The sequence below is a fragment of the Amycolatopsis sp. NPDC104775 genome, assembly GCF_055583325.1.
On sequence record NZ_JBVJOE010000005.1, the window covers coordinates 481419 to 503999 of the forward strand.

At 70.5% G+C, this 22581-nt stretch carries 24 protein-coding genes and 1 pseudogene; 15 read left to right on the forward strand and 10 right to left on the reverse strand.

The window, feature by feature from the left end; translation table 11 throughout:
- The first annotated feature begins 191 nt into the window (after positions 1-191).
- Positions 192-896 (forward strand): transglycosylase family protein, encoded by a 705-nt coding sequence (locus ACZ63D_RS24910; protein WP_465356744.1) that lies wholly within the window; start codon positions 192-194, stop codon positions 894-896.
- On the opposite strand, the gene ACZ63D_RS24915 is transcribed toward ACZ63D_RS24910, so the two are convergent.
- Positions 829-1827: a helix-turn-helix transcriptional regulator gene (locus tag ACZ63D_RS24915; protein WP_465356745.1), complete on the reverse strand. Its 999-nt coding sequence runs from the start codon at positions 1825-1827 to the stop codon at positions 829-831. The two genes, ACZ63D_RS24910 and ACZ63D_RS24915, sit on opposite strands and share 68 nt — an antisense overlap.
- A gap of 40 nt (positions 1828-1867) precedes the next feature.
- Positions 1868-2644: a glycerophosphodiester phosphodiesterase gene (locus ACZ63D_RS24920; RefSeq protein WP_465356746.1), complete on the reverse strand. Its 777-nt coding sequence runs from the start codon at positions 2642-2644 to the stop codon at positions 1868-1870.
- Between the two features lie 66 nt (positions 2645-2710).
- On the opposite strand from ACZ63D_RS24920, the gene ACZ63D_RS24925 reads away from it, so the two are divergent.
- From ACZ63D_RS24925 to ACZ63D_RS24940, 4 genes and pseudogenes are all read left to right on the forward strand, one after another.
- Positions 2711-3091, forward strand: coding sequence for a hypothetical protein (locus tag ACZ63D_RS24925; RefSeq protein WP_465356747.1), 381 nt, complete (start codon positions 2711-2713; stop codon positions 3089-3091).
- 96 nt (positions 3092-3187) lie between these two features.
- Complete coding sequence (locus ACZ63D_RS24930; protein WP_465356748.1) at positions 3188-4009, forward strand: hypothetical protein; 822 nt, start codon at positions 3188-3190, stop codon at positions 4007-4009.
- A gap of 57 nt (positions 4010-4066) precedes the next feature.
- Positions 4067-4327: pseudogene (locus ACZ63D_RS24935) on the forward strand (helix-turn-helix domain-containing protein); the annotation flags it as partial.
- A 59-nt stretch (positions 4328-4386) separates the two neighbouring features.
- Positions 4387-4764, forward strand: a complete 378-nt coding sequence (locus ACZ63D_RS24940; RefSeq protein WP_465357007.1) for a hypothetical protein — start codon at positions 4387-4389, stop codon at positions 4762-4764.
- A 215-nt stretch (positions 4765-4979) separates the two neighbouring features.
- On the opposite strand, the gene ACZ63D_RS24945 is transcribed toward ACZ63D_RS24940, so the two are convergent.
- The 3 genes from ACZ63D_RS24945 to ACZ63D_RS24955 form a co-directional block, all read right to left on the reverse strand.
- Positions 4980-5444, reverse strand: a complete 465-nt coding sequence (locus ACZ63D_RS24945; protein WP_465356749.1) for an SRPBCC family protein — start codon at positions 5442-5444, stop codon at positions 4980-4982.
- A 4-nt stretch (positions 5445-5448) separates the two neighbouring features.
- Positions 5449-6474 (reverse strand): tyrosine-type recombinase/integrase, encoded by a 1026-nt coding sequence (locus ACZ63D_RS24950; RefSeq protein ID WP_465356750.1) that lies wholly within the window; start codon positions 6472-6474, stop codon positions 5449-5451.
- A gap of 636 nt (positions 6475-7110) precedes the next feature.
- Entirely contained in the window at positions 7111-7821 is a 711-nt protein-coding gene (locus tag ACZ63D_RS24955; RefSeq protein WP_465356751.1) for an SDR family NAD(P)-dependent oxidoreductase, read from the reverse strand.
- Positions 7822-7881: 60 nt separating this feature from the next.
- On the opposite strand from ACZ63D_RS24955, the gene ACZ63D_RS24960 reads away from it, so the two are divergent.
- Positions 7882-8475 carry a hypothetical protein gene (locus tag ACZ63D_RS24960; protein WP_465356752.1) on the forward strand — a complete coding sequence of 198 codons (594 nt, stop codon included), beginning with the start codon at positions 7882-7884 and terminating at the stop codon, positions 8473-8475.
- Here ACZ63D_RS24960 and ACZ63D_RS24965 read toward each other — a convergent pair.
- Entirely contained in the window at positions 8472-9338 is an 867-nt protein-coding gene (locus ACZ63D_RS24965) for an LLM class flavin-dependent oxidoreductase (protein WP_465356753.1), read from the reverse strand. The two genes, ACZ63D_RS24960 and ACZ63D_RS24965, sit on opposite strands and share 4 nt — an antisense overlap.
- A 112-nt stretch (positions 9339-9450) precedes the next feature.
- Positions 9451-9888, reverse strand: a complete 438-nt coding sequence (locus ACZ63D_RS24970; protein ID WP_465356754.1) for a DUF3592 domain-containing protein — start codon at positions 9886-9888, stop codon at positions 9451-9453.
- A gap of 134 nt (positions 9889-10022) precedes the next feature.
- Between ACZ63D_RS24970 and ACZ63D_RS24975 the strand changes: the two genes are divergently transcribed.
- The 4 genes from ACZ63D_RS24975 to rox all read left to right on the forward strand — a co-directional run bounded on the left by ACZ63D_RS24975 (position 10023) and on the right by rox (position 14528).
- On the forward strand, positions 10023-10628 hold the full coding sequence (locus tag ACZ63D_RS24975; RefSeq protein ID WP_465356755.1) for a TetR/AcrR family transcriptional regulator: 606 nt from the start codon (positions 10023-10025) through the stop codon (positions 10626-10628).
- Positions 10612-12228: an acyl-CoA dehydrogenase family protein gene (locus ACZ63D_RS24980; protein ID WP_465356756.1), complete on the forward strand. Its 1617-nt coding sequence runs from the start codon at positions 10612-10614 to the stop codon at positions 12226-12228. The genes ACZ63D_RS24975 and ACZ63D_RS24980 overlap by 17 nt, the downstream gene beginning before the upstream one ends.
- A 52-nt stretch (positions 12229-12280) precedes the next feature.
- Entirely contained in the window at positions 12281-12925 is a 645-nt protein-coding gene (locus ACZ63D_RS24985) for a class I SAM-dependent DNA methyltransferase (protein WP_465356757.1), read from the forward strand.
- A gap of 175 nt (positions 12926-13100) precedes the next feature.
- Entirely contained in the window at positions 13101-14528 is a 1428-nt protein-coding gene (gene rox, locus ACZ63D_RS24990) for a rifampin monooxygenase (protein ID WP_465356758.1), read from the forward strand.
- A gap of 64 nt (positions 14529-14592) precedes the next feature.
- Here the strand turns inward: rox and ACZ63D_RS24995 are convergent, their stop codons facing one another.
- From ACZ63D_RS24995 to ACZ63D_RS25005, 3 genes are all read right to left on the reverse strand, one after another.
- Entirely contained in the window at positions 14593-15369 is a 777-nt protein-coding gene (locus ACZ63D_RS24995; protein ID WP_465356759.1) for a PE-PPE domain-containing protein, read from the reverse strand.
- Between the two features lie 183 nt (positions 15370-15552).
- Positions 15553-16200 carry an SWIM zinc finger family protein gene (locus ACZ63D_RS25000; RefSeq protein ID WP_465356760.1) on the reverse strand — a complete coding sequence of 216 codons (648 nt, stop codon included), beginning with the start codon at positions 16198-16200 and terminating at the stop codon, positions 15553-15555.
- Positions 16197-18683, reverse strand: a complete 2487-nt coding sequence (locus ACZ63D_RS25005) for a DEAD/DEAH box helicase (RefSeq protein ID WP_465357000.1) — start codon at positions 18681-18683, stop codon at positions 16197-16199. The genes ACZ63D_RS25000 and ACZ63D_RS25005 overlap by 4 nt, the downstream gene beginning before the upstream one ends.
- A 97-nt stretch (positions 18684-18780) precedes the next feature.
- Here ACZ63D_RS25005 and ACZ63D_RS25010 point away from each other — a divergent pair, with 97 nt between their 5' ends.
- From ACZ63D_RS25010 to ACZ63D_RS25030, 5 genes are all read left to right on the forward strand, one after another.
- Positions 18781-19530: a TetR/AcrR family transcriptional regulator gene (locus tag ACZ63D_RS25010; protein WP_465357001.1), complete on the forward strand. Its 750-nt coding sequence runs from the start codon at positions 18781-18783 to the stop codon at positions 19528-19530.
- 87 nt (positions 19531-19617) lie between these two features.
- Positions 19618-20928 carry an RNA polymerase sigma factor gene (locus tag ACZ63D_RS25015; RefSeq protein WP_465356761.1) on the forward strand — a complete coding sequence of 437 codons (1311 nt, stop codon included), beginning with the start codon at positions 19618-19620 and terminating at the stop codon, positions 20926-20928.
- Positions 20925-21728, forward strand: a complete 804-nt coding sequence (locus ACZ63D_RS25020) for an alpha/beta fold hydrolase (RefSeq protein WP_465356762.1) — start codon at positions 20925-20927, stop codon at positions 21726-21728. Before ACZ63D_RS25015 ends, ACZ63D_RS25020 begins: the two co-directional genes overlap by 4 nt.
- Complete coding sequence (locus ACZ63D_RS25025) at positions 21728-22051, forward strand: YciI family protein (protein WP_465356763.1); 324 nt, start codon at positions 21728-21730, stop codon at positions 22049-22051. Before ACZ63D_RS25020 ends, ACZ63D_RS25025 begins: the two co-directional genes overlap by 1 nt.
- 30 nt (positions 22052-22081) lie before the next feature.
- On the forward strand, positions 22082-22570 hold the full coding sequence (locus ACZ63D_RS25030) for a GyrI-like domain-containing protein (protein ID WP_465356764.1): 489 nt from the start codon (positions 22082-22084) through the stop codon (positions 22568-22570).
- The last annotated feature ends 11 nt before the right edge of the window (positions 22571-22581 follow it).

The following is a 22581-nucleotide window of genomic DNA, read 5'->3' on the forward strand; positions in this document are numbered from 1 at the left end:
CGGTCCGGTACCGCCGAAGGGGGCAAACCGTGTCCGGTTCGTCGCCTCCGGTTCGCGCCACGCCGCGCGGAGGACCCCGCGACACGCCGGGCCGGGCGTGTCGCTGCGGCGATTTCCGGGCGTGTCATGTGAGACTGCTGAGCGTGGTGTGACTCTTGTGGTCGCTGAGACGCGTGCTTAGTGTGCGTGGCATGACCAACCGCGTTCGCACTGCCAGACGGGCCGCCGCCAGAGCTTTCCTGCTCGTGGTGGCCGTCCTCGGCATGGAACTCGTCGTCACCGGCGCGGCGTCCGCGGACCCCGCCTCGAGCACCTGGGCCAAGCTCCGCATGTGCGAGTCGAGCGACCGCTACTCGATCAACACCGGCAACGGCTACTACGGCGCCTACCAGTTCGACCTCCCCACCTGGCGCAGCGTCGGCGGACAGGGCCGCCCCGACCAGGCCAGCCCCCGCGAACAGGACTACCGCGCGCTCTACCTCTACCGGATGCGCGGCTGGCAGCCGTGGGAATGCGGCGGCATGCTCGGCCTGGCCAACGACGGCGACGCCCGCAGCAAGCGCGTCCCCTCCTGGGAAGAAGCCGCCTACATCGGCGGCGGCGGACTGCCGACCCCGCCCGCGCCCAAACCGCAGCCCGCTCCGCCGCCGGGACCGCCCGGCGCGGCGCCCGCCTGGCCCGGACTCGTCTACGCCTACGGCGACTGCGCGCCCGCGCTGCGGACGTTCCAGCTGCGGATGAATGCCTTCGGCTACGGCTTCAGCGGCACCGGCTGCTACTACGACAAGACCCGCACCGCGGTCCTGGACCTGCAGCGCGCCAACGGAATCAACGACTCGGGCCGCCTGGGTCCGAAGACGTGGAAGGCCGCGTGGGAAGGCAAGGCTCCGCGCTGACCCGCCCCGCTTCGGCATAGCGCGCGGCGAGTTCCCGGAACGCAGTCTTGAGCTCGGCCGGGCCGACGACCTCGAGGCCGGCGTCGACCCGGCCGAACGAGGCCGCCAGCCCGCGCCACGACCAGGCCCCGAGACTCACCCGGCACCGGTCCGGCCCGAGCGCCTCGATCACGCCGTCGGCCAGATAGCTCGCCGCCTCCGACGCGGGCAGACGCAGGATCGCCTCGCCGCGACACGGCCATTCGCCGGACAGATCCGTCCCGCGAAACCGGGCGGCTACGAACGCGGCCACATCGGGCAACCCGCGCCCGGCGAACTTCGGCCCGGTCGGCGTGCGCGGCGTGATCCGGTCCGCGCGGAAGATCCGCCAGTCCTCGCGATCGAGATCCCACGCGACCAGGTACCACCGCTGGCCCCAGGTGACGAGGTGATGCGGCTCGACGCGCCGGGGCGGCGTATCCGTTGGGGCGTAATCGAACCGCAGCACCTCACGCGCCCGCACCGCAGCGCTCAACGCGACCAGAATGTGCGGATCCGCGCTGGGCAGCGGGCGCTCGACGGCGGTGAAGCTCAAGGCGTCCACCCGATGCCTCAGCCGCGCGGGCATCACCTGCCGCACGGTCTGCAACGCCCGCGCGGCCGCCTCCTCGATTCCCGCCCCAGTCGCCGCCTGCAACGCGATAGCCAGCGCGACAGCCTGATCGTCGTCGAACAGCAACGGGGGAAGCTGCGCACCCGCGTCGAGCCGGTAACCGCCCTCCGGACCCTTCGTCGTGACGATCGGATACCCGAGCTCCCGCAACCGGTCGACGTCCCGGCGCACCGTGCGCGGACTTACCTCCAGCCGCTCCGCCAACAGCGCACCCGGCCAATCCCGCCGAGCCTGCAGCAACGAGAGCAGCGACAACAGCCGCGCGGAAGTCTTCGGCACGCCGTCGATCCTGCCTGCAGTAGCGGTCAGGTTCAGTCCGCTACTTCCACGCACCCCGCTCCCGCAACACCTCGCGCAGCAGATCCGGCCGGTCGGTCACGATCCCGTGCACGCCGAGGTCCAGCAGCGTCCGCATCTGGTCCGCGTCGTCGATCGTCCACGTGTGCACCTCGAACCCGCGCCGCACCGCCGACTTCACGAACGAACGGTCGACCACCGTCAACGGCCCCTGCCGCACCGGCACCTGCGCGAGCCACCCGCTCGCGAACCGGCTGACCGGCAGCAACGGGGCCCATCCGTTCGCCCACAGCAGGAACGCCGACCGCGGCCCCATCGCGGTCAGCAGCTTCGGCCCGGCCAGCCGCCGCAGCTTCGCCAGCCGCGAGTCCGAGAAGGACGCCGCCGCGACCCGGTCGATCGCCCCGGCCCGCTGCAACGTCCGGACGAACGGGACCACCGCGCTGTCGGCCTTCACATCGATGTTGAAAAACGCGTCCGGCAGCTCCTCGAGCAGATCCTCCAGCCGGGACAACGGAGCCCGCCCGCCGATCTTGACGTCCTTGAGCTGAGCCCAGGTCTGCGTCGCGATCGCCCCGCGCCCGTCGGTCGTGCGGTCGAGCGTCGCGTCGTGATGGACCACGACCACGCCGTCCGCCGTGGCGTGCACGTCGGTCTCGAGATAGCGGTACCCCTCGGCGACCGCGCGCTGGAAGGCGGGCAGCGAATTCTCCAGCCCCTCCAGGTCGCCGATGTGCCAGCCGCGGTGGGCGAAGGCGCGGGGGAGCGAGTCGGCGAGGTACGGAAACGGTGGGCGCATGCTTCCAGTCTGCGTCATCGGTGTGGCCCCGTCGTGAGAACGTGATGGACAGCTAGAGTCCGGCGGGTGAGGGAACTGGCCGAACACGCTCTGACCGGCGACGAACGCGTCGTGCCCCGCCGCACGAACGCCCCGAAACACTGCGGCTGGTGCGGCCGCCGCCTGCCCGAAGCGGGCAACGTCGGACGCCGCCGGCGCTACTGCGGGCAGTCCTGCCGCCAGCGCGCCTACGAACGCCGGACCGCCCTGCAGCGCAGCGGCCTGCCCGAAGACGCCGTCGTGCTGTCGGACACCGAGATCGCCGCCCTGCAGGACCGGCTTTTCCAGCTCCGCTGCGCCGCGGAGGACATCGTGACCGCCGCCCAGGACGGCGCGTCGGCGGGGGAGCTGAGTCAGCTCGCCGAGGAGATCGCGGCGGCGGCGAAGGATCTCGAACAGCTTCGCTGAGCGCTTTTCCTGTCCGGAAAAGTTGGTCCTGAGCTGCTGTCTATTTTCTGTTATGCCAATCGACACAAGCAGTGCTGTGGCCCTACGGTTCCCGCCATGGACGAACCCCGAGGGCGAGGCAGGCCCCGCAAAAACCCCGCGGCCCCGGCTCGCTGGACGCCCCCGGAAGGCTGGTCGCGGCTCGTCGCCTGGATCTCCCCGGAGGAGAAGAAGGCGCTGAAACACGTCGCGGTCGAAGCGGACGTGTCGGTGGCGGACCTGGTCCGGTCGCTGGCGAGCGGACTGGCCGAGGGCGTCATCAGCCATGAGGAACTACTGGGGCACGTCAAGAGAGGCAAACAAGTCATGGAGAAGATCCCTACGCTCTTCGAACGCGACGAGCGCTTCCAGGTGATCGACCGCCCCCGCGCCGAATGCGCGTGGGTCTTCGACGGCGCCGGCGTGGGTACCGAGAAACTCGACGGCACCAACGTCCGCCTGACCGTCCGCTCCGGGCGTGTGGTCCGCGTCGAAAAGCGCCGCAACCCGAACAAAGCCCAAAAGCAGCAAGGAATCGTGGACGGCTGGTACGTCGACACCGACGAATCGTCCGCCGACGACAAGTGGATCCTCGCCGCCGCCGGAAACACCGACGTCTCGGGATGGCCGGACGGCGAGCACCCATGCGAGGCGCTCGGGCCGCGCATCCAGGGAAACCCGCTGGCGCTGACGGACCACCTGTGCGTCCCGTTCGACTTCCAAGCGCCCACGGTGCTCGACGTGCCGCGCAGCTACCAGGGCTTGCGCGAGTTCCTGACCACTTTGGACAGCAAGTTCTCGCCAGGGCATCTCGCGGAGGGCATCGTCTTCCATCACCCGGACGGGCGAAGGGCGAAGATCAAGCGCAAGGACTTCCCGCGGAGCACGACGGCCGCCTGAGCTCGAGCCAGAGAATCGAGTTGACCTTCCAGCGGGTGGAAGGTGCAGTGTGAAGGCATGGACGAGGGGGCCGAGCGCTACCCGATCGGAGAGCTTGCCCGCCGCACCGGGTTGTCCGCGCGCACGATCCGGTTCTGGTCCGACAGCGGAGTACTACCGCCCGCGGAACGGTCCGCGGGCGGCTACCGGCTTTACCGCGCCGATGCGGTCGCCCGTCTCCATCTGGTCAAGACACTTCGCGAACTTGGCCTTAGCCTGGACGCGGTGCGAGAGGTACTCGACCGGCGGTCCACGCTGGCCGAGGTCGCTGCGAGCCACGTCGAGGCTCTCGAAACCCAGATCCAGCGCCTGCGGCTGAACCGCGCGGTCCTGCGCAGATGGTCCTGCGCGGCGAATCCGACAACCGCATCGAGTTCGGCCTCAACGTCCGACCGCTGGTACTCGAGCACGCGGGCCCCGCGGCCGAGAAGGGAGTCGCTCCGGAATCAGACATCGGCCGCGAGGTCCTCGATCGCATCGTGCCCGCCGATCTTTCCCAGCCCGAGTCGCAAGCACTGCTCGAATGGCTTGACCTTGTCGCCGAACCCCGCGTCGAACGCTACTGGGAGCTGCTGAGCCTGATCGACAATCGCCCGCCGGAACCGCCCAGTGTGCCTGCGTTCGCGTGGCTCGCCACGGCCTTGCGGGCACACCGGCAAAGCGCGGAGCTGGCCCCAAGCCCGTCCGCAGAAGGTTTGCTTCCTGCAGATCGCTGACAAGGTCGGCGACCACCCCGATCGAGTTCCCTCAGGCGTAGGGGAGAGGCCACCACTGGCAGCGGATCACCTTGGCAGGCAGCTGACTTCCGGCTATCCCTGCCGGACTGCACAGTCTGTGCTCGCTGAGCGCCCGAAGGCGGGACTGGAGCGGGCCAGCCCCAAGACCGGGCACAGATTCGAAGACCACCGAACGAGAACGGCGCGAACCCGGCTTACGGCCGCGGAGTTTCCGCCGCCTTAGCCAGATTCTCCAGCGACGCCGCCAGTCCCTCCACGGTCGTGGACCGCGCTCGGGTGTTCCGCCTCGTGTCGTTGGGGTCGAGGTCGGACCAGTCGTAGGTGTGCGTGACCTCGGTGCGCGTCGCGCTGAGCGGATTCAGCTCCCAGCGCCACAAATGCCCGGGCGGTTCGTGGCCTGGTTCCGCGGGCAGCCACGCCATCCGGCGAGCTTCCTCGAACTCCACGACATGGTTGTCCCGGACCTTCCCGGTCACGAGCGTGGTGGTGAAAACGTCGCCGACCGCGTGGACACGCTGACCCGGCTCCGCCTCGGCCAGGTTGTCGTTGCCGTCCCAGCCGGGCTGCCGCGCCGGATCGGCGATCAGCTCGAAGATTCGCTCCGCGGGGGCTTCGATCTCACGGCTGGCACGCAGGACGCGCGAGGGTTCGTCAGTCACGCGCTCATGCAATCACATCGGCCTCCCGCACAGTGCTCTCTCGGGAAGAGTCCGTCCGCGCCAAACCGTCGAGCGCCCGATAGGTCCGGTTGCTCGCCGCGGCGGCCCGCTGTTCGCGGCCGGTCGCTTCGATGTAGTTCTGGCTCGTCGCCAGGCTCGCGTGACCAAGCAGGGACATGATCTCCGAAGCGGTAGCACCGTCCTCGGCCAGTCGCGTGGCGAAGGTGTGCCGCAGAGCGTGGAGATTCGCGCCCGTCGGCACCCGGTCATGCAGGCCCGCCCACCGGTAGCACGACTTCACGAGGTACTCCAGCGCACCGCGGCCGATCGGATTGCCCGCGCGGTCCCGCAGCAGTGGTTCGCTCGCCGGGAAACGCTGTCGAGGGAAGCGCCGACGGCACGAAGCCTGGTAGTCCTCGATCAGTTTCGCCATCGCCGGCTGCACCGGGATCGACCGGTCCCGGCTGCCCTTGCCATGGACGTGCAACCGCAGTTCACCGTCTCGGCCGACCACCGAGCGCGGGGTGAGTGCGCGCATTTCCGCTGCTCGCAGGCCCGCGACCAGCCCGAGAGCCAGGACGAGCACATCCCGCTCCGGCCAGGGATCCCGCGCCCGGCGAGCGCCGTCGGCCGCCGCGGTGAGCAGTTGCTCCGGCGTTTCCTCGCCCCGCAAGGGTTTCGGGGTGAGCGGGGGAGTCTTGGGCCGCGCGACGGCTCCCATCGGATTGCCCGCGAGCAGGCCGTCCGATACGCAGAAGGTGAGGAACTGGTTCCACGTCGACCACGCGCGCAGCACCGAACTTTTCGCGTGATTGTCGGCGAACGCGCCGAAGGCGGCCCGCAGCACCGGCGCTGTCAGCTCTTCGACGTGCACCTCGTCGCGACCCAGCTCCGCCAGCAGGAGAGCGGTGATCCCGGCGAGGTCCCGCCGATAGGCGGCAGTGGTGTGCGGCGAGTCCTTGCGCGGCCGCCGTGCCGCGAAGAACGCTTGCTGTGCCTCGGAAACGAGCATAGTGATCTTGTACCGCACAGCACCGACAATTTCGAAGCTACCCGTTGTCTGATATATGATGCATAATAGCGATTATGCATGAAACACGGCTGCGGAAGGGGTTGTGCGAGGCTTGAGAAGGGGCTGAATCCCCTTGGGGGACAGCGCTTTCCGGTCCATCCATTCGCAGCCGGTTCTTCCCTGCGCGACGGGCAAAGTCTGCCGTCTTGACGTCGTGGACCAGCCTGACGGCGGATCGGATCTGAGGCGCGTTCAGCTGGTCGAGTGGATCTTCGTACCGCCCGAGTTGGTCTCAACGCGTTGGAGAAAGTCGTTGTGCTCCAACCTCAACGTCCAGCCAGTCGTGCTTAATTCGTCACGGTGACGAATTAAGCACGACTGGGCGGCTGTTCCCGTCGGGGATTCGGGTTGCTCTCCGAGGCAATGCCTCAGAGCCCGGCCAGAGGCGTCAGACTGCGACATGCCGCGAGGCGACGGCAGCTGAGGCCTGCGAGCGTCCGCGTGTCACGCCAGCACGGGCACAGATAAGTCGTGCGACACGCTCGAAGGCCTCAGGAAACCTCTCCTCAACCCGCTGATCCGCAGGTCGCTGAAACGCCGATAATGTACATTATGTCAAGTAAGCCGAATCGGGCGCTTCTGCCGACCCCCTGGTCACCACTGCAACGGGCCGTTGATGTCCGAGTACGTGCCAGTCGGCCCGTCTGTGCCGATCTGCGCCATCCGGACGATGATCTCCGCGCCTAGTTCGACTGGCTGTCCGCCGCGGCCTCCGTTGATGTCCGTCCGCGTATAGCCAGGTTCGACGGCGTTGATCCGGATCCCTGGAAACGCCTTCGCGTACTGCACGGTCACCATGTTCACCGCCGCCTTTGACGCCGGGTACGCCACGCCGCGGTACGCGTACTGGTGCGTCGCCTGGTCCGTCATCCGGCCCAGCGACCCCAGCGCGCTGCTGACGTTCACCACCACTGGCGCTGACGAACGCTCCAGGAGCGGCAGAAAAGCGTGCAGTACCCGCACGACGCCGAAGACGTTGGTTTCGAACGTTTCCCGCATCAAGTCGGCAGTGGTTTCGGCCGCACCGACCGATTCCCCGTCGCTCTTGAGCTCGACGGCGATCCCTGCGTTGTTGACGAGAACGTCCAGTCCCCCGTCGGCCTCGACGGTTTTCGCTGCGGCGAGGACCGATGCTTCGTCGGTGACGTCGAGTTGGACGCTTCGCGCGCCGAGTTCCTCCGCGGCTCGCTGGCCTCGAGCGGCGTCGCGGGCTCCAATGTAGACAGTGTGCCCGGCAGCGACCAGGCGGCGGGCGGTTTCGTAGCCGAGTCCTCTGGTGGCACCGGTGATGAGTGTTGTGGTCATGTCTGCGAACGTAGGTGCTGGAGCGTGCACCAGGTCAAGCAGCGGTGGCAGGATTGATGGATGCCGCTGCCTGAGCCGACGACGCACGACTGGTCGCGCGATCATGATCCTGAGCATCTGCGGGCAATTCGCGAGAACCCGGGGCGGTACGCGCCGACCGGGATGTGTCACCTGATTCTCGAGGTGCTCGCCTACGCCGCCGACGAGGCCGAGGATCTGGGCGCGGGGCGCGCGGTGGTCGAATTTCACCCGGACGGTTCGGTTTCGGTGTCGGACGACGGTCGTGGGACGCAGATGGCAGTCGGTGACGACGGGCGGCCGGTGCGGAAGCCGGTGATGGCGACGAAGGACTTCCGGTACTTCGATTCTCCGCCCGCCACTCCCCTCCCGGACGGCCAGCCGCGGTACGGGATGTCGGTGGTCGCGGCGTTGAGCGAGTGGTTGGTGCACACCAATCGCCGGGCTGAGGGTGCGTGGACGCAGCGGTATCAGCACGGTGTTCCGGTAGGTAAACTGGTCGCGGTGCAGCCAGACGGGACTACCGGGACGACGGTTCGTTTCCTCCCGGCCGCCGGGTTGCGTGGCGGCGTGTCGGCTGAGGCGGTGCGGCCGTTGGCGGATCGGTTGAGCCGGGTGCTGGTCGTCGAGGTTTAGTCGACTCCCCTGGGCGGGCCTTGGCTGATGCGGCGCAGGGTGGGTTCGAGGCGGTCGAGGTCGCTGGTGGTGATCAGCTGCCGTTCGTCCCACCAGGTCGCTCCGGCTTCGGCGAGCGGGGCGATCACGTCGCGGGCGCGGGCCGCCTCGCCTGGGGTGGCGCCGCCGACGACGAATTCGAAGTTCTCCCCCGCGCCGTGTTTTCGGGCGTAGGACACGACATCGCGGACGTCCTCCGCGGCCGGGGCTACGCCGTGCGTGGCGTTTTTGAACAGCGGAGCGACGCCGTCCCAGCGCGCGGCGCGGCGGACTGGCTTGCGGTTGGGCCACACGGCGGCCAGCCAGACGGGCGGGCGCGGCTGTTGGACGGTGGCGGGTCGGAGAGTGACATCGCGGACCTGGTAGTGGTTGCCGTCGTGGTCGACGGGGTTTCCGGACCAGTATCGGTCGAGGAGGCCGAGGCTTTCGTCGAGGTGTTCGGCGAGGACGACCGGGTCGGTGGGTTCGCCGAAGCTGCCGAATTCGTCCTCGATCGGTCCGCCGAGGCCGGCTCCGAAGATGACCCGTCCGACGCTGAGGGCGTCGAGGGTGGCGACCTGGCGGGCGAGGTGCTCGGGGCGGCGTCGGGGCACCGCGGTGACGAGCGTGCCGATCTTGAGCGTGGAGGTCGCGAGCGCGGCCGCGGTCAGCAGCATCCAGGGGTCGCCGAACGGCTGGCCGCGGCGGGTTTTCTTGTCGTGGACGACGTGGTCCCAGAGGAACAGTGCGTCCCAGCCTTCTTGTTCGGCTGCTGCGGCCACTCTCGCTACGGTCCGGGCGTCGGCGAAGTCGCCGAAGTTCGGGATGTTGATCGAGAAGCGCATACCGGGCATGGTCCCGGCGAGAGACGTGGTGCGGCAAGCGAATAACCGGTCCGGCACGGAATTCTCGCTAGCCTCCGCTCCCGGTCGAGCCAGGCCAAGAACCCACCCGGAATCAAGCACAACGACAGCACGAAGCTGAACACCATCGCCACCGTGAGCCCCCATGGGTGGTGCGCAGCCGGTCGGGGTCCGCCCGGTCGTACATCACGGTGACCGTGTCCCCGACCCGCGGTACGGGCTCACTCGCTGTCCGGCTGAGCACCCGTACCCGGTCGTCGCCGTCCACCAGGAAACGCACATGGACGAAGCCAGCCCGCGAGGGGTGATCGCCGTTCACCACGACGACCGTGCCTGGCACCCGGACTCCGTTGGCGGCAAGGTCGTACGCGCGGTTTTTCAGGAAGATCACGCTCCCCACGAACGCGCTGAACAGCGCGATGCCGGAGACCGCCAGGAGAGCGCCCACCCGCCGGTAGCGAACGGCCAGTCTTGCCGTCTCGAACCCGCCGACCCGTCTCCCCGCCGTCTTGAACCGGAGAAAGTCTTCCATGCCGCCCCCACGCCGTCCCCGCCCGCGGCCCGCGTCTACAGCGGCTTTCGGGCCTTCGGCCAAGCGTAGGGCTGCTCCACACCCTGGTGGAAGACCGTTGACGCAAGTTGTGAATCGGTGGTTCACTTCTTCCCGTGGCCTACCGCAGAACGCCTAAAGTCCAGGAGCGCCTCGACGCGCTCCGGGAGAGCATCCTGGACGCCACCGTCCAGCAGTTGGCCGAGCACGGGTACTCCGGCTGTTCGGTGGCCGCGGTCGCCGAGCGGGCGGGGGTCGCGGTGGGCACGGTTTACCGGCACTTCCCTACCAAGGCCGACCTGGTGGTGCGCGTGTTCCGGCAGGTGGTGTCGCGCGAGGTGGAGGCGGTGCGCTCGGCGGCGGCTGGGCCGGCCGATCCGGTGGCGCGGGTCGTGGCGGTGTTCGAGACGTTCGCGGGGCGGGCGTTGAAGGCGCCGCGGCTGGCGTATGCCCTGTTGGCCGAGCCGGTGGACGCGGTGATCGACGCGGAGCGGCTGGAGTTCAGGCGGGTGTTCCGGGATGTCGTGGCCGAGCACGTGGCCGAAGGGGTGCGGGCCGGGGTGTTGCCGGCACAGGACGCGGCGGTGAGCGCGGCGGCGTTGGTCGGCGCCGCGGCCGAGGTGTTGATCGGTCCGCTGACCAGCGGCGGGTCGGCGGAAGTCAGCGAGTTGAGCACGTTCGTCGTGCGGTCACTGGGAGGTTCGGATGCCCGCAACGCATGAGGTCGTCAATCAGGTTCCGCCGCTGGAGCACGACACCGCGGCCGATCCGGCGCTGGCGGAAGCCCTCGGGCGCACGGAGGCGTCGTGGGTCGTCGACGAGCTGCACGAGCTCGGGCGGCTGGCGGGCAGCGAGCGGGTGCAGGAGTGGAGCCGGCTGGTCAACGAGAACGAGCCGGTGCTGCGCACGCACGACCGTTACGGGCACCGGATCGACGAGGTCGAGTTCCATCCGCATTGGCACGATTTGATGAACGTCGCGGTGTCGCACGGGTTGCAGGGCGCGCCGTGGCGGGACGAGCGGCCGGGTGCGCACGCGGCGCGGGCGGCGAAGTTCTATGTCTGGAGCCAGTCGGAGGCCGGGCATACTTGCCCGATTTCCATGACTTACGCGGCGGTTCCGGCGTTGCGCGCGAATCCGGAGCTGGCGGCAAAGTACGAGCCGCTGCTGGCGTCGACGGAGTACGACTTCGGGCTCCGCGAGCCGGGCACGAAACGCGGGTTGATCGCGGGCATGTCGATGACCGAAAAGCAGGGCGGTTCGGACGTGCGTGCCAACACGACTGCAGCACGGCCGGCGGGCGACGGCAGCTACCGGCTGGTCGGGCACAAGTGGTTCACCAGCGCGCCGATGTCGGACATGTTCCTCACGCTCGCGCAGGCTCCCGGCGGGCTGTCCTGCTTCCTGCTCCCCCGCGTGCTCCCGGACGGCAGCCGGAACCCTATCCGGTTGCAGCGTTTGAAGGACAAGCTCGGGAACCGGTCGAACGCGTCGTCGGAGATCGAGTACGACGACGCCGTGGGCTGGCTCGTCGGCGAGGAGGGCCGCGGGGTCCGCACGATCATCGAGATGGTCAACAACACCCGGCTCGACTGCGCGCTCGGCAGTGCGTCGGGCATGCGGCTGGGCGCGGTCCGCGCGGTGCACCACGCGACGCACCGGTCGGCGTTCGGCAAGGCGCTCGTGGACCAGCCGTTGATGGCGAATGTGCTGGCGGACCTGGTGATCGAGGCGGAAGCGGCGGTGGCGGCGTCGATGCGGCTCGCGGCCGCGGGCGACCGGCCCGGCGACGAGCAGGAGCAGGCGTTCCGCCGCCTCGGGCTCGCGGTGACCAAGTACTGGGTGTGCAAGCGTGCTCCGATGCACGCCGCCGAGGCGCTGGAATGCTTTGGCGGCAACGGGTATGTCGAGGAATCGGGCATGCCGCGGCTGTACCGGGAGGCGCCGTTGATGTCGATCTGGGAGGGTTCGGGCAACGTCGCCGCGCTCGACGCCTTGCGGGCGATGGGGCGGCAGCCGGAGTCGGTGGCGGCGTTCTTCGCCGAGGTCGAGCTCGCCGCGGGCGGGGACGCGCGCTTGGACGACGCGGTGGACCGGCTCAAGAAGGATCTGTCCGATGTGGACGATCTGGAGTTCAGGGCGCGGCGGGTGGTCGAGTCGATGGCGTTGGTGCTGCAGGGTTCGCTGCTCGTGCGGCACGCTCCGCGCGCGGTGGCGGACGCGTTCTGCGGCACGCGGTTCGGCGGCGACTGGGGCCTGGCTTTCGGCACTTTGCCCGCTGGAACCGACACTTCCGCGATCATCGCCCGCGCCCGCGTCTAGTCCGCGTGTTTCGCCGGACGGGGCGCGGCGGCGGGGGCTACTGTCGCTGCCCGTGACCGAACCTGTTTATGTGACCGAGACGCGGACCGCGTACGACACCGTGGCCGAGAATTACGCCGAATTGCTGAAGGACGCGCTCAAGGCGAGCACGTGGGACCGGGCGATGCTGGGCGCGTTCGCCGAGCGGACCGGAGAGGGTCCGGTGGGCGACCTCGGCTGCGGCCCGGGCCGGCTGACCGGGTACGTCGCCTCGCTGGGCTTGGACGTGTTCGGCGTCGACCTGTCCCCCGCGATGGTCGAGATCGCCCGCCGGACGCATCCGGATCTGCGGTTCGAGGTCGGATCGCTGGCCGCGCTCGACCTCGAAGACGGTTCGCTCGCCGGGGCGCTCGCGTGGTACTCGCTCATCCACACGCCGCTGGAGCAGCTTCCGGTGCTGGCCAAGGAACTCGCCCGGGTGGTGCGTCCGGACGGCTGGCTGCTGACCGCGTTCCAGGTGGGCGACAACGAGCGGAGGCGGATCGAGAACGCGTACGGCCACGCCATCGGGGCCGACGCGTACCGGCTGGACCCGGACTTCGTCGCGCAGCTGCTGACCGACGCCGGTTTCGTGGTGGAGGCACGGCTCGTTCGCGCACCGGAACCGCCGTTCGACGCGACCGACCAGGCGTACTTGATGGCCCGCAAGCAGGGCTGAGAAGCGTCCGAAGGACAGAAGGGGACGGGGACTTCTCCCTGTCCCCTTCAACATATAGCGCACCCCGGGGCTTGCGGCAAGGCCTGGGTCATGCTCCACAATCGTCCGCCGGAGCCGCTGCCTGCGGAAAGACCGCGGAGGGGATCGCGGCTCCGGTACAGGGGACGAGAAGTTCATGGTGGACGTGATCGTGGTGGGGGCCGGGCCGGCGGGCGTCATGCTGGCCGCGGAACTGCGGCTGCACGGGGTGCGCGTGGTCGTGCTGGAGAAGGAGGCGGAGCCGCCGAAGTTCGTGCGCGCGCTGGGGATGCACTCGCGCAGCATGGAGGTCTTGGACCAGCGGGGGATGTTGGAGCCCTTCCTCGCCGAGGGTTCGACGCATCCGGTCGGGGGTTTCTTCGCGGGGATCGCGCGGCCCGCGCCGGAACGGCTCGACACCTCGCATCCGTACGTGCTGGGGCTTCCGCAGCCCATCACCGACCGGCTGCTGGCCGAGCACGCGGTCAAGGCGGGCGCGGAGATCCGGCGCGGCTGCGAGGTCGTCGGGCTGAGCCAGGACGACGACGGGGTGAACGTCTCGCTCGCCGACGGCAGCGAACTGCGGGCGCGCTACGTCGTCGGTTGCGACGGCGGGCGGAGCACGGTGCGCAAGGCGCTCGGTGTCGCGTTCCCGGGTGAGCCCGCGCGGCGCGAGGTCCTGCTGGGCGAGATGGAGGCGACCGCGGATCCCGCCGAAATCGCCGCGCTGGTGATGGAAATCCGCAAGACGCAGCTGTGGTTCGGGGTCGGGCCGCTGCGCGACGGGATGTTCCGCGTGGTCGTGCCCGCGGCCGGGGTGGTCGAGGACCGGGAGGCTCGGACGCCGACGCTGGACGAGGTCAAGCACCAGTTGCGCGAGTACGCCGGGACGGATTTCGGGGTCCACTCCCCTCGCTGGCTCTCGCGGTTCGGCGACGCGACCCGGCAGGCCGAGCACTACCGCGTCGGCCGGGTGCTGCTGGCCGGGGACGCGGCGCACGTGCACCCGCCGCTGGGCGGGCAGGGGCTCAACCTCGGGATCCAGGACGCGTTCAACCTCGGGTGGAAGCTCGCCGCCGAGGTCAACGGCTGGGCGCCGGAGGGGCTGCTGGACACCTACGAGGCCGAACGGCACCCGGTCGCGGACGCCGTGCTGGACAACGTCCGCGCCCAAGGCGTCGTGATGTCGCCGGACCCGGACGGGCGCGCCATGCGGCGGCTGCTGACCGAGCTGATGGCGTTCGACGAGGTCAACAAGCTGCTGCTGGAAAAAGTGTTGGCGCTCGACATCCGCTACGACTTCGGCGAGGGGCATCCGCTGCTCGGCCGGCGGATGCCGGACCTGGCGCTCAAGCGAGGACGGCTGTACGAGCTGATGCACCAGGGCCGCGGGCTGCTGCTGGACCAGACCGGGCAGCTGTCGGCGCGGGGCTGGGCGGACCGGGTCGACCACGTCGTGGACGTGAGCGAGGACCTCGACGTGCCGGCCGCGCTGCTGCGACCGGACGGGCACGTGGTCTGGACGGGCGAAGATCAGCGCGAGCTGGAGATGCGGTTGTTGCATTGGTTCGGCGCCGAGCGATGAGGACGTAGCGGGTGGGGCGGTTTCCCGGCGGCACTGGGGGTGCCGGGAAACCGCCCCACGCCGGTCAGGGGTGCACCGGGCCGCCCCAGCAGTCCTGTTTGCCCAGCCGCACGGACGAATTGGTGTAGACGCCGTCGGCGATGGTGTCCTGCATGATCGACCGCTGGTCGCTGGGTCGCGGCCATTGGTAGCACCAGTGCTGGGCGAAGTAGCCGCCCGCGGCCTGGATCGGGTCGAAATCGCAGATGCCGTCGGTCTGGATGCAGTAGCGGATGGAGCGGACGCCGGCGAAGTCCGGGCGGCCCGCGCCGAAGGACACGTATCCGCCGAACGGCGAGGGCAGGCCGGTGCCCGGCGGGAGGGTCGCGCTGATCCCGGTCCCGGCCGGGCCCGGCGGCTGCATCGGGTCGGCGAACAGTTTCGCGCTGAACTTGGCCTTGTCCACGCCGAGCTGGTCGTCGGCGATGTCGTTCAGCACCATGTTGGCCACGATCGCGCCCTGGGAATAGCCGACGACGGTGAACTCGGCGTTCGGGTTCTCGCGGTAGGCGTCCTGCACGACCTGGCGGCCCCGGTCGTGTCCGATCGCGACGCTGCGGTCCATCGGGGTTTGGTCGCAGTTGGGCGCGCCGGCGGCTCCGGCGGGATAGTCGACGACCCGCGCGATGCCGCCCCGCAGCCATTCCGGACGGTAGACCGATGCCTTCCCGTCGCAGGTGCCGCCGATCAGGATGTAGTAGTGCGCGTCGTCGGCGTAAGCCGGTGCGGCGCTGGCGAATCCCGCGCCGAGCGTGGCGACGATCGCGCCGATCAGCGTGATCCTCGTGCCTTTCTTCACCATCGGATCCCCTCCGCGTCGAATGGTCAGTGCGTTACCGAACGCATACGGGAAGCTACGGAGAAGCCATGAAATCCTGCTGAAAGCATGATCGCCGCCAAGCTGCCGCGTTCGCCGATTCCGCTGGTCAGGCCGCACAGCGAGCGGGCACGGCTCCACCGGATCGGGTGACCGCGGAGGTGCGGCTCAGCGGACGCGCGGCGTGAACTCCGCGAGATCCGGCAACGGCGGCACCTCCCGGGCGTACGCGTCCGCGGCCAGCACTCCGGTGGTGACCCGGGTGGCGGTGCGGCGGCCGAGTTCGTCGAGGATTTCCTGCTCGGTCCGGCCCCGGGCGAGCAGCAGCAGGAACGGGTCGGCGTCGAGCAGCCACGCGACCTGGAACGACAGCGCGGCGGCGTGCCGGCACGGGAGCTCCCAGCCGGGGCAGTCGCAGTCCGGGTCGAGGTCGCCGATGCCGGGCAGCAGCGGGACGACCTCGGCCAGCTCCGGCGGCAGCTGCCGGTCCAGCAGCGCCGCGAGGTGCCCGGAGTGGTCGGCCGCGCGGTCGAGCAGCAGCTCCCAGTCCGCTGTGGACAGTTCGGCCAGGTGCACGCCGGTGCGGTACGGGCCGTCGTCGGCGTCCTCGGTGGTCGCGGTGATCCGGCCCGGGCTGACGGTGATCGGGCCGACCAGGCCTGCCGCGGCGTAGCGGCGGCCTTTCTTGAGCTGCCGCAGGTCGAGCGCGGTGTCCTCCATCGCTTGCAGCCACGCGCGGCCCCACCAGGTGCGGGCGAACGGGCCGCGGCCGGTGCGGGCGGGGAACGCGGGGAATCCGCGGACCCGGTCGGTCATCGAGGCCTCCGGAGGGTGACGAGCTGGGCCAGCTCGGCGTCGGTGAGTTCGGTGAGCGCGGCCTCGCCGGAGGCGAGCACCGCGTCGGCGAGCGCGCGTTTTTCCCGCAGCATCACCGCGATCCGGTCCTCGACGGTGCCTTCGGCGACCAGCCGGTGGACCTGCACCGGCCGGGTCTGCCCGATCCGGTACGCGCGGTCGGTCGCCTGGTCCTCGACCGCCGGGTTCCACCACCGGTCGTAGTGCACGACGTGGTCGGCGCGGGTGAGGGTGAGCCCGGTGCCCGCGGCCTTGAGCGACAGCAGGAACACGGGAAAGTCGCCGTTCTGGAAGCCCCGGACCAGTTCCTCGCGCCGGCCGACCGGAGTGCCGCCGTGCAGCAGCTGCGCTGGAATGGCGCGTGCGGCGAGATGCCGTTCCAGCAGCCGCGCCATTGCCACGTACTGCGTGAACACCAGCACCGCGCCGTCCTCGGCGAGGATCGTGTCGAGCAGCTCGTCGAGCAGTTCGAGCTTTCCGGACCGGCCGGCGAGCGTGCTGTCCTCGGACTCGCCGAGGTAGTGCGCGGGATGGTTGCAGATCTGCTTGAGCGCGGTGAGCAGCTTGACGACCCGGCCGCGGCGGGCCATGCCGTCGCTCTCGGAGATGTCGGCCATCAGCTCGCGCACGGTCGCCTCGTACAGCGCGGCCTGTTCGGCGGTCAGCGGTACCGGCCGGTCGGTCTCGGTTTTGGCGGGCAGCTCGGGCGCGATGCCCGGGTCGGATTTGCGGCGGCGCAACAGGAACGGCCGCAGCAGCCGGGACAGCTGCTCGGCGACCGCCGGGTCGGTCCCGGATTCGACCGGTTTCCCCCACTGCCGGCGGAAGTCGGCGAGCGAGCCGAGCAGTCCGGGCGTGGTCCAGTCGAGGATCGCCCACAGCTCGGTGAGGGTGTTCTCCACCGGCGTGCCGGTGAGCGCGACCTTCGCCGCGGAAGGCAGCAGCCGCAACGCTTTCGCCGTGTCGGAGCGGTGGTTCTTCACGTGCTGCGCCTCGTCGGCGACCAGCAGATCCCAGCTCACCTCGGCCAGCGGCGCGGGATCCGTGCGCAGCGTGCCGTAGGTGGTCAGGACGAAGCCGCCGCCGAGGTCGTCCAGCGACCGCGCGGCGCCGTGGAACCGGCGCACCGGAACCCCGGGCGCGAACCGGCGGATCTCCGTTTCCCAGGTGCCCAGCAGCGAAGCCGGGCACACGACCAGCGTCGGACCGGCGCCGCGGTGCAGGTGCAGCGCGATGAGCGTGACGGTTTTGCCCAGCCCCATGTCGTCGGCGAGACAGCCGCCCAGGCCGAGCCCGGTCACGGTGTCGAGCCAGTGCAGGCCGCGCAGCTGGTAATCGCGCAGGGTCGCGGCGAGACCGGCGGGCTGCGGGACCGGTTCGGGATCGGCCGCCAGCCGCGCGCGCAGCTCGTCCAGCCAGCCGTCGGTGCGGACCTCCACCTCGTCGCCGTCGACCTCGGTGCGGCCGGTGAGCGCGACGCCCAGCGCCTCGATCGCGGTCAGCGGCTTGAGCGTGCGGTCCCGGGCGCGGTCGGCGGTCTTGCGGTCCAGCAGCACCCACCGGTCCCGCAGCCGGACGACCGGACGCTGGGCCTCGGCGAGCGCGTCGAGTTCGGCGACGCTCAGCTCGCTGTCGCCGAGCGCGAGCTGCCAGTCGAACTGCAGCACCCGGTCTCCGCCGAAGAACGTCCTCGCGTCCGACGGCGCGTCGCCCGGCCGGACCACCGCTCGCGCGGCCAGCCCGGTCAGCTCCGAAGGCCAGTGCACCGCCAGCTCCGTCGCGTCGAGCGCGCCCGCGAGCAGTTCGGCGATCTCGCGGTCTCCCAGCGAAACCGACGACGGAACCGCCGCCGACAGCAGCGGAGCCAGCGCGGGCCACACTTCCGCTCCGTGGCGCACCCTCAGCAGGACCTCGTGCCGCGCCTCCTGGCTGCCGGTGCGCCACAGTTCTTCCGCGTCGACCAGCGGCTCGGTCCCGCCGTGCACCTGGACGACCGCGCGGAACCTCCCGCCGGCCAAGTCGTCGGACTCGATCCGCAGCGACACTCCCAGCGCGGGCCGCACCCCGGCGACGTCGCCGAGGAACCGCATCAGCAGCGGATACGGCTCCGGCAGCCGCGCCGGGTCGCCCGGGACCGGCGTCGCGTGGGCGTGCGGCGGCATCGCGTCGGCGAGGCGGCGCAGCCAGGCTTCCTCGGCCGGATCGAGCGGCCCGCTCCACCCCGCCGCGGCGAGCCGTTCCGCGGCTTCCGCGGCCAGCGCCCAGAACCGCGCCGACGGGTCCGTCAGCGAGCGCAGCACCGGCGCCGCCTCCGCGGCTGGCAGCCGCAGGGCGGGAACCGTGCGCACCCCGTCCGGCAGCACGACCTCGACCGTTCCGGACGTCCCCGGACCGTCCGGCACCGTGCCGTCCGGTCGCCAGAACACGACCCGTCCCGGCTCCATCACCACTGAATTCAGTGCTCCGCCCTCCCCTGGCTGGCCTCTGCGGGATAGTCTACCGGAAAACTCTGTACTGCGTACGAGGAGCGAAATGGACACCATGGACACCGAGGAACCGGGCGATCCGCGGCGGACCATCGAACTGCTCTGGGGCGTGCCCGGCCCCCCGCGCCGCGGCCCGAAGCCGAAGCTGTCGGTCGAGCACGTGGTGTTCGCCGGGATCCGGATCGCGGACGCGGACGGGCTGGACGCGGTCACCATGCGCCGGGTCGCCGACGAGCTGGGCGTCGCGCCGATGTCGCTCTACACCTACGTGCCCGGCCGCGCCGAACTGCTGGAGCTGATGCTCGACCACGCGCACGGCGAACTGCCCGGCGAACTGCCCGAGGGCTGGCGGGCCGGGCTCGCCGCGGTCGCCGAGGACCTGTGGCGGCTCTACCACCGGCATCCGTGGCTGCTGGAGATCCGCGTCGGCCGTCCGACGCTGGGCCCGCACACCTTCGCCAAATACGAGCGCGAGCTGGCCGCGATGGACGGACTCGACCTCGACGACGTCCAGCTCGACGCGATCGTTAGCCTGCTCAACGGACTGGTCGCGGGTGCGGCGCGCGGTTCGGTGGACTCGGCGCGCGCAGCGCGGCGCACCGGGATGACCGACCTCGACTGGTGGAACCGCTCCGCACCGGTGCTGGCCGAGATCCCGGCGGCGGATCCGGTGCACTTCCCGCGCGCCAGCCGGGTCGGCACCACCGCGGGGCAGACCTACGGCGGGTCCTCGGATCCCGAGCACCATTTCCGGTTCGGGCTCGACCGCATCCTCGACGGGATCGGGCAGCTCGCCGGAGCCTAGGGCGCGCGAAATTGTCGGAGCCTCGGTTTACCGTGCGGAGGGTGCTGGCGGAACCTGTCCGCCGACACTCGAGAAGGGAGTCCCACGGTGGCTGGGGAGCACGACGCCGCGATCGCGCAGGCGTTCCGCGACGAGTGGGGTTCCGTCGTGGCCACGCTCATCCGCGTCACCGGAGACTGGGACCTGGCCGAGGAATGCGCCCAGGACGCGTTCGCGCTCGCCGTGCGCGCCTGGCCGCGCGACGGCGTGCCCGAGCGGCCCGGGGCGTGGCTGACCACCGCCGCTCGCAACCGCGCGGTCGACCGGATCCGGCGCGAGGCAACGGGAGCGGGCAAACTTCGCGAGGCGGCGCTTCTGGCCGTGCCGGAGGAACCGGCTGTGCACAGTGGAGGAAGCGAGGTTGACGGGCTCGGCGACGACCGGCTCCGGCTCATTTTCACCTGCTGCCATCCCGCGCTCGCCTTCGAAGCGCAGGTCGCGCTCGCGCTGCGCACGCTCGTCGGGCTCAGCACCGCGGAGATCGCCCGCGCGTTCCTGGTGTCCGAATCGACGATGTCGCAGCGCCTCGTCCGGGCGAAACGCAAGATCCGCTCCGCCGGGATCCCGTACCGCGTGCCGCCCGCCCCTCTGCTGCCCGAGCGCACCGCCGCGGTGCTCGGCGTGCTGTATTTGCTGTTCAATGAGGGTTATTCGGCCAGCGAAGGCGACGACCTCCAGCGGCCCGACCTGGCCGTCGAAGCGATCCGGCTGGCCCGGCTGCTGTGTTTCCTGCTGCCGGACGAACCCGAGGCCACCGGTTTGCTCGCGCTTCTCCTGCTGCAGCACGCCCGCCGCGGCACGCGAACCAGTCCCGGCGGCGAGCTGGTCCCGCTCGAAGAACAAGACCGCGGCCAGTGGGACACCGCGGCGATCGCCGAGGGCACCGCGCTTCTGGAAGAAGCGTTGCGGCGGCGCAGTCCCGGGCCGTACCAGGTCCAGGCCGCGATCGCCGCGTGCCACGCCACCGCCGCGCGCGCCGAGGACACCGACTGGGCGCAGATCGCCGCGCTCTACCTCCAACTGCTGCGCTTCCGGCCCGGGCCGGTGGTCGAACTGAACCGCGCGGTCGCGGTCGGGATGGCCTTCGGACCGGAAGCCGGACTCGCCCTCGCCGACCGGCTGGCCGAAGACCTGGCGGGCTACCACCTGCTGCCCGCCACCCGCGCCGATTTCCTCCGCAGGCTCGGCCGCACCGAAGAAGCCCAGGTCGCGTACGCCGAAGCGCTCGCGTTGGCCCGCACCGGAGCCGAACGCAGCTACCTCCGGAGACGACTTTCGGAAATTTCTCCGCCGGAGGTGTCTGTCCGCGTCGCTCCCGTTCGTCGGGAGAGCGAACCGACTCCGGAAGGACAGCCATGATCACCACAACCCTCCCCGTGCCCGGCGCGGAAATCCACTACGACGTCGCGGGTTCCGGGCCGCTGCTGCTCCTGGTGCCCGGCGGCCCCGCGGACGCCACCGGGTTCGCCGCGCTGCGCCCGTTCCTCGCCGACCGCTACACCGTCGTCACCTTCGACCCGCGCGGCATCTCGCGCAGCCGGACCACCGAACTCGACGACGACCTGGTCGGCCAGCACGCCGAGGACGTCCAGCTCCTGCTCGCCGAACTGGACGACGCCGGACCGGTCTCGGTGCTCGCCAACAGCGGCGGCGCGATCACCATGCTCGAACACGCCACCCGCTATCCGGGCGTGGTGCGGACGCTCGTCGCCCACGAACCGCCGGTCAGCCGGTACCTCGGCGAGCTGCTCGCCGACTTCCCGGACATCCCGGCGATCTACCGGGAGCAGGGCGTCGACGCGGCGATCGGGGCGTTCATGGCCGCGAGCGGGTTCGAGATCCCGCCGCCGCCCGAGCACCCGACCGCCGAGGACGTCGAGCAAGGCAAGCGGATGCGCGGCAACTTCGAGGTGTTCTTCGGCAAGCTGATGGCCGCCGTCGGAGCCTGGGAACCCGATCTCGAAGCGCTCGCCGCCGCGAAAACCCGGATCGTCGTCGCGGTGGGCGACGCCGCCGGAACCCCGGCGTACGAGGCGGGCGCCGGGCTGGCCCGCGCGCTCGGCGGCGAGCCCGTGCGGTTTCCGGGCGACCACGGCGGCTTCGCCGCCGAGCCGGAGGCTTTCGCCGCTCGCCTCGCCGAAACCCTCGAGGAGAACTGATGCGCTACCTGCTGATGATCGCCGGCTCCGAGGAGCCGACCGAGGAACAGCTCGCGATGGGCTGCGGCGGCTGGTCCGAAGACCTGCTCGAACGCGGGATCCTGCTCGGCGGCGGGGGCCTGCACCCGCCCGCGACCGCCACCACGGTGCGCGTGCGCGAGGGCGAGGTCCTGCTCACCGACGGGCCGTTCGCCGAGACCAAGGACCAGATCGGCGGCTACGCCGTGCTCGAATGCGCCGACCTCGACGAGGCCGTCGAGCACGCGTCCCGGCATCCGGCCGCCGCCTACGGCACCATCGAAGTCCGCCCGCTTCTCGGCTGATTCCCGCGTCCCGACCCGTAAAGGAACCCCATGCCTTCCATTGTGGACAGAAACGAACAGCGGTACGTCGGCTACCGCGCGACAGTCGCGTTCGACGGAATGCCCGCCGTCGCGCACCGGATCGCCGCGATCGTCGGCAAGCTCGCCGAACGCGGCCTCGAACCCGCCTGCGCGCCGTTCCTGCGCTACGTCGTGCTCGGCACGGACATGCAGGCCGTCACCGTCGAGGCCGGAGTGCCCGTATCCGAGCCGATCGACCTCGGCGACGAATACTTCAACGCCGTCCTGCCTGCCGGGAGGTACGCGCAGGCCACCCACCACGGCACTCCCAGCGGCCTCTTCGCGGCCACCGCCGACCTGCTCGCCTGGGGCGACAAGGAAAACGTGCGATGGGACCGCACGATCGAGGCCGACGGCGAGCACTGGGCCGCCCGGCTCGAGATCTACCGCACCAACCCGCAGGTCGAACCGGACGCCCGCAACTGGGACACCGATCTCTGCTTCCGGCTGGCCGACTGACCCCGCCGGTG